Raw genomic sequence first — 12,783 nt, forward strand, 5'->3', positions numbered from 1 at the left:
CGCGCAAACGGAGCAAAAGGTCTCCATGACCCCGACGCACGCGCAGGGCGACCTGTTGCATTCTTGCTGCCATCCCCGGTTGCTGTCGCGCTGGCCGCACCTTCCCGCCTTCTGGCCCGAGCGCGGGGGCGATGCCCCGACCCTTCCTCACTTCTCTCTCGCTCCCTTCGCGCCGCCCCGCTTCGGAGGCCGCGACGCCCCGCCCCTGGTCCTGACGGAGACGGAATCCCCCCTCCTGCCGGGCGAGGCGGAGGCGCTCCCCGCGCTGATCGCGCGCGCGCGGCTTGGCGGGCCGCCGGGCCTGCCCGATCCCGGCGCGGCGGCGCTCGGCTGGCCCCTCGGCGCGGCGCTGGTGCTGGACCCCTGCGATCCCGCGCGGCGCGGCAGGGCGGAGGGGGCGCTGGCCGCCGCGCGCGCCACCGGCCGGCCGGTGGTCCTCGCGCGCGATCCCTTCGCCGATCCCGCCGCCGCCCCCGTGCTCGACGATGCCGGCCTTCCAACCGCCGGGGCGCCGCTCTCCCCCTGGACGCTGCTCGACGCCGCGGCCTCGCTGCACGGGGCACGCCCCTTCATGGCCGCGCTGGCCGAGGCGGCGGGCGTCGCGCATGACAGGCCGGGGGGGCATCTCCTCCCGCTGCTCCGGCGCATTCGCGCGGCCGATCCCTTCCGCTCCCGGCCCTGGAGCCGCGCGGAGGGTTTCGCGCTGCTCGCGGATTGGGTTGCGGCGGAGCGCGCCAACCGCGGCGTCTCCGCCCTCATCGGCATCGCGCGCTGGAAGCGGCGGCAGGTTGCCGCGCTGCTCGCGCATGAGGGCGGCGTGCCGGCTTTCGAGCGCAGCGCCCTCCGCGCGGCGGCGCGGGCGCGGGCCGAGGGCGGGGCGGTGGTTGCCTGGGCCGCTTCCTGCCCGGAGGGATTGGCCGAGAAGCTGCGCGCGCAGGGTGTTCCGCTAAGGCTGCTGGAAGATGGCTTCGTGCGCTCGCGCGGGCTCGGCGCGCGCTTCCTCCCCGGCGCCTCCTACAGCCTCGACACGCGCGGCGCCTATTACGATCCCCGCCAGCCCTCGGACCTGGAGATGCTGCTGACGGAGGGCGGCTTCGGGCCGGAACTCCTCGCGCGCGCGGCGGCGCTGCGGTCGGAGATCGTCCGGCGTGGCGTCTCGAAATACAATCTCGCCGGGGGCGGCGCGCTGCCGGAGATCCCGCGCGGGCGGCGCGTCGTGCTCGTGCCCGGGCAGGTGGAGGACGACGCCTCCGTCCGCCTGGGCGGCGGGGCGATCCGCTCCAATCTCGGGCTGCTGCGCGCCGTCAGGGAGGCGGAGCCCGATGCCTTCATCCTCTACAAGCCGCATCCCGACCTGGAGGCGGGCTTCCGCCGGGGCCGGCTGCGCGCCGAAGACGTTGCCGGCCTCGCGGACGCGGTGGTGGGCGGCGTGCCGCTGCCAGCGCTGCTGCCGCGGATCGACGCGCTGCACACCCTCACCTCCCTCTCGGGATTCGAGGCGCTGCTGCGCGGCGTGGCCGTGACCTGCTGGGGTCAGCCCTTCTATGCCGGATGGGGGCTGACGGCGGACCGCGCGCCCCTCCCGCCCGGGCGGCGCGACGTCCCGCGCAGGGTGGACGAGCTGGTCGCCGCCGCCCTCATCCTCTACCCCCGCTACATCGATCCCGTGACGCTGCTGCCCTGCCCGCCGGAGGTGATGATGGAGCGGCTGGAGGACTCCTCCGCCTGGCGGGTCTCGCCGCTCACCATCCATCGCGGAATAGAGGGCTTCCTGCGCGGCGCCCTCGCGCGGGTCGGCCGGCGCCGGTAGCGCCCGCCCGCCTCAGCCGCGGCCCGGCAACACCGGCCGGTTCACGAGGCGGTTGTGCAGGCGGTGGACGGCCGCCTCCACCGCCGCGTCCAGCCCGGGCTGCGCGTAGTAGACGCCACGGATCTGCAGGCACCAGGCGATGCCGCGCAGGAAGGCCTCGCGCAGCTCGGGATCGGGCGGGCGGCCCTCGGTCCAGAAGCGGTCGAGCGGGCCGTCATGGGTCAGGCCGGGGATCTTGTAGAGGGCCTCGCCCAGCGCGTGGGTGGGCAGCCGGTCCACGATGGCGCGCAGCCCGACCGTGCTGTTGATGGTGATGACGCCCTGCACGCTTTCGGTGATGTCGCCGAGGTTGCCGCCGCCGAGATAGTGGACGCGCTCCGCCACCCCGGCGCGCCCGGCGATCCGCGTCACGCGGCGGCGCCAGTTCTTCATCGCGGGGTCCAGCGGATGGACCTTGAACAGGAGTTGCGCGTCGGCCGGCGCATGGGCGGCGAAGGAGCGCGTCACCTCCTCAATCGCCGTGTCGAGGTCGGAATAGGCGGAATAGGCGCGGACGGAGAAGTCCGTCTCCATCTGCATCGCCATGAGGAAAAGCGGGCCGCGCCCCTTCAGCCGCGCGATGATGCCGTCCGCCCGGCGATTGGCCCGGCGCCGCGTGAGGATGCGCGAGAGCGTGCCGAGATAGACCTGGAGGGGATGGTAGATCTGGTGGCTCTCGTAGTGGCGGAAGAAGCCGGGAATGAGCGAGACGAAGTGGTAGGCCACGTCCCAGGCGGCCTGGTTGAGGAAGCTGTCGCGGTAGCGCGTCGCCAGGTCGGGCGGCGGCAGATCCTCGGCCAGGGCGAGGATGGCGGCGGGGTCGCGCGGGAAGAGGCTGTCGCGGCCGAGCCCGTTGAACTCGAAGGTGATCCAGTCCGGGCGGATGTAGCCGAAATCCGTCGCCACCACCGCGATGCCGCGCGCCCTGGCGGCCGCGATGGCCTCCCGGTGGTAGAGGCGCTGCTCGCCGAGCAGGACGATGTCGGTGATCCCGTGGCGGTCGAGGAAGGCTGCGATGTAAGCGGGCCAGTCGCCCGGGCGGCCGGTGAAGTCCACCGCCCCCGGCCCGCGCCAGCTCAGCTTGTCGCCGAGGCAGAGGTTGATGCGGTGCACGCCGTGGCCGAGCTCGCGCAGCCGCGCGCCCATCCGAGTGAAGAAAGGGGTGATAGGGCCCTGCAGGAACAGGAATTCCCGTCGCGCGGTGCTCTCGGTTTCCTGTCGCACCCTCGTTCCTTATGCGCCACGGGGGGCCAGGACAATCCTGTGCGGCAGCGGACCGGTGAATCCGCGGGCGGGCGTGCCCGGGGTGTGGCGTCGAGGGCTCAGAGCCGCGCGCGCAGCGCCGCCCGGAGATCGCCGAGGCCGACGAGGCGCAGCCCACGGCGCCGCGCCTCGTGCAGCGCGGCCCGGGAGGGAAAGGGGCAGTAGGGCAGCACCTCGACGACGCGCCCCTCCTCGACGGCGCCCGTGCCGAGGCGTGCCAGCACCTCGCGCGCCAGCGGCACGGCCGCACGGTGCAGCAGCCGCGCGGCGGCGGAGGCGGTGGTGCCCGGCGGGAGGGGAATGGCGCGCTGCGCGAGGATCGCCCCCGCATCGATCCGCGGCGCGAGGCGGTGGACCGTGACCCCATGCGACGGCACGCTCTCCATCCCCGCCCAGAAGGTCGGCACGGGGCCGCGATGGCGCGGCAGGAGGGAGGGGTGGATGTTGATCCCGCCCATCGGCGCGAGGGCGAGGGTCTCGGCCGAGAGGATCGCGTCGAAGTGGAAGGTGACGATGAGGTCCGGCCGCGCCGCGCGCAGGGCCGCGTGGAAGCCGGGCCCGTTCACGTCATCCACCTCCAGCACCGGCACCCCCCGCGCGCCGAGCGCCCGGGCGAGCGGCCCCGGCCCCCGGCGCAGCGCGGCGGCGAGGCGCGGCAGGGCCATGTTCACCGCGAGATAGAGGAGGAAGCGCGGCCCGGAGCGGCGCAGGTGGCGCCAGGCCTGGCCGACCGCGCCGCCCGCCGCGCGGCGGTAGGGGTTCGAGAGGCCGAGGAGGACGATCCTCTCCCGCTCGGCCGCGGCGAACTCCGCCACCGCCTCCGCGCTCGCGGCGCCGGGCAGGGTGAGCAGGGCGATGCGCGGCGGCCGGGGCGCCCCTTCCGTCAGCCCGCGCCCTCCGCCGGCCCGGTGCCCGCCGCCGCCTCGGCCACGATGCCGAGGGCGCGGTCGATCTGCTCCTCCGTGTGGTCGGCGGAGAGGAAGAAGCGCAGCCGCGCCGCGCGCTCGGGCACGGCGGGGAAGGTGATGGGCTGCACGTTCAAGCCGCGCCGGAACAGCTCGGCCGAGAGGCGGCCGGCCCGCACGGAGGAACCCGTCATCAGCGGCACGATGGCGTGGCCGGCCGAGGCGCCGGCATCCAGCCCGCGCGCGCGCAGCCCGTCGCGGAAGCGGGTGGCGTTCGCGTTCAGCCTTGCCACCCGCCAGGGCTCCTCCCCGAGGATGCGCAGGGATTCGAGGGCGGAGGCCGCCAGCACGGGGGCGAGGCCGACGGAGTAGACGAAGCCGGGCGCGGTGTGGCGCAGCCAGTCGATGAGCTGCCGCCGCGCCGCGACATAGCCGCCGCAGGAGGAGAGCGTCTTCGACAGCGTGCCCATCCAGATATCGACGCCCGAGGGATCGACGCCCTGGAGTTCCGCGATGCCGTGGCCGGTGGGGCCGAGCACGCCCATGGAATGCGCCTCGTCCACCATGAGCCAGCCGTCGTGGCGGCGCGCGATCTCAATGAAGCGCGCGAGGTCGGGCACGTCGCCATCCATCGAGTAGTGGCCCTCGATGAGAATGAGGGCGCGGCCGGCGGCGCGGCGCGCGGCGGCCAGCTCGCGCTCGGCGGCCTGATGGTCGTTATGCGCGAAGGGAATGCGCCGCGCCCCGGAGAGTCGCGCGCCCTCGATGCAGGAATTATGGATCGTCGCGTCGTGCAGGATCACGTCGCGCGGGCCCATGAGATGGCCGATGACCGTCACATTCGTCGCATGGCCGGAGACGAGGGTGAGCGCGGCCTCCGCGCCGTAATGCGCGGCCAGCGCCGCTTCCAGCTCCGCATGCAGCGGCCGCTCGCCCGAGACGATGCGGGACGCGGAGGCCGAGACGCCGTAGCGGTCGATCGCCGCATGGGCCGCGGCCTTCACGCGCGGATCGGCGTTGAGGCCGAGATAGTTGTAGGAGGAGAAGTTCAGGTACTCCGCCCCCTCGATCACCGTGGTGGCCGAGGCCGCGCCCGCATGGGGGCGGAAGAACGGGTTGGGAAGGTCGAGCGCCTCCATCGCCGTCTTCATCAGCTCGAAGTCGCGCAGCGCCGGCAGCTCGGCGAAGGAGCTGCCGCCCCCCTCGGCGCCGCTCTCCTCCTGCCGCGCGCGGCGCTTGGTGAGGCGCTGGAGAAGGGCGAGGCGGGCGGTGGCGGTGAGGCCCTGGCCCTGGGTCAAGCGGGGTTCTCCATCGAAGCGGTGGCCGAACCCGCGCCGGGGGGCAGCGTGGCCGCGTCCGCCGGGGTCGGCTCCGGCGTAGGTGGTGTCGCCGCCCCCGGTTCGAAACTGTCGAGCAGCGCGTCGATCCCGGCCTCGCGCCCGCCTCCCGAGAGTCCCTCGGCGACGCGCGCGGCGAGGCCGGCGACGGTGAGGTCCTCGGTGACGGCGGAGAGGGGCACGGTCATGCCCAGCCGCGCCTCCAGCGCCCCGCGCAGCTCCAGCCCGCCGAGGCTGTCGAGGCCCAGCCGCGCGACCGGCGCGTCGGGCGCGATGCTCTCGGGCGGCAGGCGCAGGATGCGGCCCAGCTCCTCCGCGCCGATGCGGGTGAGCAGCGCCCGCGCCTCGGCCGCCGGCAGGGCGGCGAGATGGGCGCGCATGTCGGCGATATCGGCATCCGCCTCCTCCGCCCGGCCGCGCAGGGCGGCGAAGGCGGGCTCGCGCAGCACGGGGAGGGCGGCGCCCACGCGCTTCCAGGCGACGCGGGCGAGGGAGATCGCGGGCACGCCCGAGGCGATGAGCGCGGGCAGGGCCTCCAGGGATTCGCGGGCCGCCATCGGCTCCACGCCGAGGCGGCGGCCGAGGGTGCGCGCCGTCTCGGCGTCGCGCGCCAGGATGCCGGCATCCCCGATCGGGCCCCAGCCGATGGCGAGCGCCGGGCGCCCGGCGGCGCGGCGCCGGCGGGCCAGGGCCTCCAGCCCCGCATTCGCCGCGACGTAGTTCGCCTGGCCCGGATTGCCGAGCGCGGTCGTTGCCGAGGAGAAGAGGAGGAAGAGGTCGAGCGGGTCGCCCGCCGTCAGCCGGTCCAGGTTCTCCGCCGCCGAGAGCTTGGGCGCGAGCACGCGGGCGAAGCGGGCGGCGTTCATCGCCGTGGCCGCGCCGTCGTCGAACACGGCGGCGGCGTGGACGACGCCGGTGACCGGCCCCTCCTCCCGCAGCTCCGCCAGCACGGCGGCGAGCGCCGCCTCGTTCGAGGCATCGACGGCGTGCAGGCTGGCCCGCGCGCCGAGGGCGGCCAGCGCCGTCACCGCCTCCGCCGCGCCCGGGGTGGCGGGGCCGCGGCGGGAGAGCAGGGCGAGGCGCGACGCCCCGCCCGCGGCCAGCCACTTCGCGCATTCCAGCCCGAAGCCGGAGGCGCCGCCCGTGACGAGGATCGTCCCGCCCCCGCGCGGCGACCAGTCCGGCACGGGCTGCGCGTCGCCCCGGGGCGGGGTGAGGACGATCTTGCCGATATGCCCGCTCGCCTGGAGCAGCCGGAAGGCGCCCTCCGCATCCTCGGCCGCGCGCCGGGCATAGGGCAGGGGGCGGAGGTCGCCGATGGCGAGCCGCCCGCGGATGGCCTCCAGCAGCCGCGCGGCCTCGGCCGGGCGCGCGCGGGGAAGCTGGTCCACATCCACGCCGAAATAGGTGATGTTGCGGCGGAAGGGGCGCACCGCCACGCGGCGGTCCTCGGCATAGTCGCGCTTGCCCAGCTCGACGAAGCGGCCGAAGGGCCGGAGCAGGGCGAGGGAGCGCTCCATCGCCTCCCCGGCCAGGGAGTTGAGCACGACGTCCACCCCCTCCGGCCAGTGCCGGCGCAGCGCGTCGTCGAAGCCCGCCGCGCGGCTGTCGAGCACGAGGTCGGCGCCGGCCGCGCGCAGGAAGGCGCGCTTGGCCGGGGTGCCCGCGGTCATCGCCACCTGCGCGCCCGCGGCCCCCGCCACCTGCAGCGCGGCGAGGCCGACCGCCCCGGCGCCACCATGGATCAGCACCCGCTCCCCCGGAAGGAGGCGCGCGCAGCTCTCCAGCGCGTAGACGGCGGTGAGGAAGGCGACGGGGATGGTGGCGGCGGCGGCGGGGCTCAGCCCCTCCGGGACGGGAACCACGGCCTCGGCGCGGGTGAGCACGCGGCTGGCCAGCGCGCGGGGCGCGAAGCCGAAGACGCGCGTGCCCGGATGCAGCAGGACGCCGGGCCCCGCCGCCTCCACCACCCCCGCGCATTCCATGCCGAGGCCGGCGCCGGCGAAGCCGTCCTTCAGCGTCTCCTCCGGCAGCAGGCCCTGAGCCCACATGAGGTCGCGGAAGTTGAGGCCGGCCGCCTCCACCCGGATCCGCACCTCCCCCGGGCCGGGGGCGGGCAGGGGCTCCATCGGCTCCCAGCCGAGGGAGGAGAGGGCGCCCGGCTGGCGCACGGCCAGGCGCGCGGGCAGGGCCGGGCCGGGCGGCTGGCCCGTGACGATCCGCGGCACGCGCCGGGCGGAGAGGCCGAGGACGAGCTCCGGCTCGGCCCCTGGCGCGGCTTCGGCCGCCGTCTCCGCTCCGGAAGTCAGCAATTCCGGCAGCAGGCGCCGCGCCGCGGCGGCGGGGGCGAGGGCCGCGTCCACGGTGATCCGGCGCGGCGCGAGGTCCGGCATCTCGTTGGCGAGCACGCGGCCGAGGGCGCGCACCGCCTCGGCCGCGGGGCAGGCCGGGTCGCCCTGGGCGACGAGGGCGAGGCTGCGGGCCGCGCCGGAAGCGGCCCCGGCAAGGCTGGACAGGCCCGCCAGGGTTGTCGGGAGCGCGAGGGGGGCCGGGTTGGCGAGGGCCACCACGGCGGCATCCCGCAGCAGGCGCGGGGGAAGGGAGGCCGCGTCCTCCAGCCGGTGGATCTCCACCGCCGCCCCGGAGGCCGACAGCGCGGCGGCCAGGGCCTCGCCCAGCGGCGCCGCGCCGGAATCGGCGAGGAGGACGTGCCGGCGCGGCGGCGCTGCCGTCGGGGTGGCGGGGACGGGGGTGGGGCGCTGCGCGGCGAGGATCGCGGCGGGCCAGGGGGAGGCCTGCAGCGCCTCCACCCGCGCGGCGGCCCAGCCCTCGGCGGCCAGCGCGCCGCGCCAGGCGTCCAGGCCGGGCAGGGGCGGGGCGGAACGGCTCCCGGCCTCCTGGCCCCGCGCGAAGTCGATCACGCGCCCGGGCAGGGGCTCGGCCAGGAGCAGGAGCCCGCCCTCGGCCAGCGCGGCGGCGAGGCCGGGGAGGAGGCCGGTGCCCGCCCCGCCGCGCATGGCCGGGGCGACGCCGACCACGAGATCCGCCGTGAGGGGGGGCGGCGCGCCGCCCGCGGGGTCCCAGTCGAGAGGGACCACCTCCAGCGTCGGCTGCGGGGCCGGGGCGGGGCGCGTGGGGCCAGCCAGCACCTGCTGCACGCGGCGGCCCGCGCGGGCGAGGGCGGTGGCGAGGTGGCGGGTGAGCGCCGCGCCGCCGAGGTCGAGCACGCGAAGCGGGCGCTCGGCCGGCCAGGCGGCGGCGACCGCGCCGGCGGCGTCGGCCAGGACCTGGGCCAGCCGGTCGGCGGCGGCGGACTCCTCCGGGAGGCCGGGCGCGGCGTCCTCCGGCGGGAGATGGCCGGCCAGGGCATCGGGCAGGCGCTCGGCCGCCAGGGCGAGGGCGGCGAGGTCCCCCGCCAGGGCCGGGCGCTCGATCAGGACAGAGCGCCAGATCTCCCCGGGCGCGGGCAGGTCGTCGGCGGGCAGCAGCCGCCAGCCGGCGCCCTCCCGCTCGGCCAGCCCGTCCTCCTCCAGCGCGCGGAGTAGGGCGGCGGCATAGGGGGTGGCGGGCAGGACGGGCCGGGGGGACGCGCCATCCCGGCCATCGTCTCCGGAGAAGGCGGCCATCGCCGCAGCGGCGACATAGCCTTCCAGCAGGAGGGCGGTCTCGGAGAGGTCCAGCGACTCGTCCCGCGCGCCGGCCGCGGCCATGGCGAGGTCGAGGAGGCGACCCCCCTCGGGCGGGGGCAGGGCGGGGTCGGCCGCGGGCACGTCCTCCAGCCGGAAGACCGCCGCCTCCGCGGCCTCGGCCCGGCCGAGGCGGGCGCGCTGGAACCACACGCCCTCGGCCACCGCCACCGGGCGACCGGCGGCGTCGCCGAGGACCATGCGGGCCTCGGCCGCGCGCTCCCCGGCATGGGTGAGGGCGAGGGCGGCGCGGGTGGCCGGGGCGGCGTCCCGCCGCACGACGAGGCGCTCGAAGCGCACGGGAACCAGGGCCTCGCCGGCGGGGGAGGCGCGGCGGTCGGCGAGCAGGCCGATCAGCCCCTGCATGGCGCCGTCCAGCCGGACGGGGTGCAGCAGGAAGGGCGCGTCCTCCGGCGCCCCGGCGGGAAGGCCGAGCGCCACCTCGGCCGCGCGGCCGGACGGGGCGAGATCCACGTGGAGCACGGGGCGGAAGGCGGGGCCGTAGTCGAGGCCGCAGCGGGCCGCGGCGGCGTGCAGGGCGGTCTCCTCCACCCGGCGGCCAGCGGGGGGCGGGGGCGGCAGGGCGGGGAGGGCCTCGGCGGTGGCGGGGCGCAGCAGCCCGCGCGCGTGGAGCGACCAGGCCTCGCCCGTCATCCGGCGGCGGGATTCGAGGCGGAACACGCCGTCGTCGCCCAGACGGAAGCGCACCTCCTGGCTCCCGGCCCCGGGCTCGGCGCCGGGGATGGGCAGGGGGCGGAGGATCTGGAGCGTCGAAACCTCAAGCGCCTCGGCCTCGGGGAAGCGGCGGAGGCCGGCGGCGAGGGCCATCTCGACCATGGCGGCGGCGGGCAGCACCGCCTCCTCCCCCAGCCGGTGGTCGCCGAGCCAGGGCAGCAGGGCCGCGTCCAGGTCACGTGTCCAGGTGGCGAAGCCGGCCTCGGCCGCATCCGCCTCTCGCCGGAAGCCCAGGAGGGGGTGGTCCAGCACGGGGTCGTGCAGGCGGTGGGTCTCGGGCGTGGCCGGGAACCAGTGGCGCCGGCGGGCATAGGGCGTGCGGGGCAGGCCGCGGCGGAGGGCCGGGCCGGCGAAGGCGGGGCCGGTGCGGGGATCGGCGCCCAGCGCCGTCGCGCGGTCCGCGATGGCGGGGACCGGGTCGCCCGGCGGGTCCCGGCGCGAGAGGCTGGCGAGGATCGGCGCCTCGCTCCCGCCAGGACGCAGGGCCTCACGCAGGGCCTCCCGGAGATAGGATTGCAGGATCGGGTTGGGGCCGATCTCGATGACGGGACGCGCGCCGAGCCGCCCGGCCTCGGCGGCGGCCTCGGCGAAGCGGACGGGCGCGCGGAGGTTGCGCCACCAGTACTCCGCATCCGCCGGGGCATCGAGGAGCGTGCCGGTGACGGCGGAGAGGAAGGGGATGCGCGGCGCCGCCGGCCGCAGCCCGGCCAGGGACTCCCGCAGCAGCCCCTCCACCTCGTCCATCGCGGCGGAGTGGAAGGCGTAGTCGAGGTCGAGCGGGACGAAGGACAGGCGCCCCTGCCGGGCCGCGACGGCGAGGCGGGCGATCGCCTCGGCCGGGCCGGCGACGGTGAGGGCGCGGGGCGCGTTGCGGGCGGCGATCTCGAGCCCCGGCCCGCAGGCGGCGAGCAGCGGCGCCGCCTCGGCCTCGGTGGCGTTGAGGGCGGCCATGCGCCCCTTGCCGCGCGTGCGCGCCTGGGCCGCCGAGCGGGCGACGATCAGCCGCGCCGCCCCGGGAAGATCCAGGATGCCCGCCGCCAGCGCCGCGGCGACCTCGCCGACGGAATGGCCGAGGACGAGGGCGGGGGCGATGCCCTCCCCGGCCAGGGCGGCGACGAGCCCGTGCTGCACGGCGAAGAGCGCGGGCTGGGCCACCTCCGTCGCGGCCAGGGCCTCGGCGGTCAGGCCATCGGCCAGGGCGGCGGCGACGGACCAGCCGAGATGCGGCGCCATCTCGGCATCCGCGGCCTCGACCGCCTCGCGGAAGGCGCGGGAGCCGGCCATGGCGTCCCGCGCCATGCCCGGAAACTGGGAGCCGTTGCCGGAGAAGGCGAAGACGGGGCCGGGGGCGGGAAGGGCGGGGGCGGTGCCCTGCACCCCCCGGGGCTCGCCCGCCGCGAAGCCCTCCAGCGCCTCCGCCAGCCCCTCGGCATCCCCGGCGCGCAGCACGAGGCGATGCGGGGCGAGGTCGCGGTGGCGGGCGAGGCCGCGCAGCAGGGCCGGGGCGCGCCCGGGTGCCGCGCGGAGCGCCTCGGCCCAGGCGGCGGCGGCGCGGGGAAGCGCCTCGGCGGAGCGGGCGGAGAGGAGCAGGGGCGGCAGGGCCGCGGCCTCCGTCTCGGGCGCGGCATCCACGGGCGGAGGCGCGGCGAGGAGGAGGGAGGCGTTGGTGCCGCCGAAGCCGAAGGAGTTCACCCCGATCACCGGCTCATCGCCCGGCAGGGGCTCCGGCGCGGTGGGCACGCGGATTCCGAGGCCGGCGAAGTCGATCCGCGGGTTCGGGGTGCCGAGATGCAGGTTCGGCGGGATCACCCGCCTCTCCAGCATCAGCAGCGCCTTGAGCAGCCCGGCCATGCCGGAGGCGGTCTCCAGATGGCCGATATTCGACTTCACCGAACCCACGGGCAGAGGCGAGCCACGGTCTCCGGCGCCGGGCATGGCCAGCGCCTCGCCGATCGCCTGCGCCTCCACGGGGTCGCCGGCCTGGGTGCCGGTGCCATGGGCCTCGAAGTAACCCACCCGCCCGGCGGGCAGGCCGGCCTCGGCCAGCACCTTGCGCAGCAGCGCAGCCTGGGCTTGCGGATCGGGCAGGGAGAGGCCGATGGAGCGGCCGACCGCGTTCACCCCGGCAGCCAGGATCACGCCGCGCACGGGGTCCCCCGCCGCCAGCGCGGCGGAGAGGGGCTTGAGGACGACCATCCCCGCGCCCTCGCCGCGCACATAGCCGTCGGCCGCCGCGGAGAAGACATGGCAGCGCCCGCTGGGCGAGAGCATCGAGGCCCGGGAGAAGCCGGTGAAGGCGTAGGGCGAGAGGAGCAGCTGCACCCCGCCCACCAGCGCCGCCTCCACCCGCCCCGCGCGGAGCGAGTCCACGGCGAGAGAGAGGGCGACGAGGGAGGAGGAGCAGGCGGTGTCGATCGTCTGCGCCCCGCCGCGGAGGTCGAGAACGTTGGTGATCCGGTTCCCCAGAATGGAGAGGGTGTTGCCGGTCATGAAGTAGCGGTCGGCGCCCGAGGGATCGGAGAGGCGCAGCTCGGCGTAGTCGGTCGAGGAGCCGCCGACAAAGACGCCGATCTCGCGCCCCGCCACGGAGGAGGCGGGCCAGCCCGCATCCTCCAGCGCTTCCCAGGCAACCTCGAGAAGGAGGCGCTGCTGCGGGTCGGCCTCCGCGGCCTCGCGCGGGGAGAGGCCGAAATGCGCGGGGTCGAAGCCCGCGATGTCGCCGAGATGGCCGGCGGCGAAGCTGTAGGAGCGCCCGGCCTCCTCCCTGCGGGGATGGTGGAACCAGTCCTGGTTGAAGCGGTCCGCCGGCAGGGTGGAGACGGCGTCCCGCCCCTCGGCCAGGAGGGACCAGAAGGCATCGAGATCCGGCGCACCGGGGAAACGGCAGGCCGCGCCGAGGATGGCGATCGGCTCGGCGGGAGGCGTGCGGGGCATGGTGCTGCGGAGATCGGTTCCGGTCGGGCGCGCTGCGGCGGGCCGCCTCACCGGCGTGCCTCGGGCGGGCGTGG

Annotated in this window: 5 protein-coding genes; 1 reads left to right on the forward strand and 4 read right to left on the reverse strand. The window is 77.0% G+C overall.

From position 1 onward, the window contains the following. The first annotated feature begins 25 nt into the window (after positions 1 to 25). Positions 26 to 1,810, forward strand: a complete 1,785-nt coding sequence (locus FHS87_RS00915; protein WP_184512866.1) for a capsular polysaccharide export protein, LipB/KpsS family — start codon at positions 26 to 28, stop codon at positions 1,808 to 1,810. A 12-nt stretch (positions 1,811 to 1,822) separates the two neighbouring features. Here FHS87_RS00915 and FHS87_RS00920 read toward each other — a convergent pair whose 3' ends face one another. The 4 genes from FHS87_RS00920 to FHS87_RS00935 all read right to left on the reverse strand — a co-directional run bounded on the left by FHS87_RS00920 (position 1,823) and on the right by FHS87_RS00935 (position 12,760). Continuing rightward, positions 1,823 to 3,073 carry a capsule biosynthesis protein gene (locus FHS87_RS00920; RefSeq protein WP_312861835.1) on the reverse strand — a complete coding sequence of 417 codons (1,251 nt, stop codon included), beginning with the start codon at positions 3,071 to 3,073 and terminating at the stop codon, positions 1,823 to 1,825. A 98-nt stretch (positions 3,074 to 3,171) separates the two neighbouring features. Then, on the reverse strand, positions 3,172 to 3,927 hold the full coding sequence (locus FHS87_RS00925; RefSeq protein WP_221299350.1) for a formyltransferase family protein: 756 nt from the start codon (positions 3,925 to 3,927) through the stop codon (positions 3,172 to 3,174). 68 nt (positions 3,928 to 3,995) lie between these two features. Further along, positions 3,996 to 5,315, reverse strand: coding sequence for an aminotransferase class I/II-fold pyridoxal phosphate-dependent enzyme (locus FHS87_RS00930; protein WP_184512868.1), 1,320 nt, complete (start codon positions 5,313 to 5,315; stop codon positions 3,996 to 3,998). Then, positions 5,312 to 12,760 (reverse strand): type I polyketide synthase, encoded by a 7,449-nt coding sequence (locus FHS87_RS00935; RefSeq protein WP_184512870.1) that lies wholly within the window; start codon positions 12,758 to 12,760, stop codon positions 5,312 to 5,314. The genes FHS87_RS00930 and FHS87_RS00935 overlap by 4 nt, the downstream gene beginning before the upstream one ends. Positions 12,761 to 12,783 lie beyond the last annotated feature (23 nt).

This window comes from Muricoccus pecuniae (assembly GCF_014199205.1).
Lineage (GTDB): Bacteria > Pseudomonadota > Alphaproteobacteria > Acetobacterales > Acetobacteraceae > Roseomonas > Roseomonas pecuniae.

What these genes read in the sequence shown, in the direction of transcription:
- FHS87_RS00915 (WP_184512866.1), top strand. Translation starts at nt 26, where the DNA reads ATGACCCCGACGCACGCGCAGGGCGACCTGTTGCATTCTTGCTGCCAT.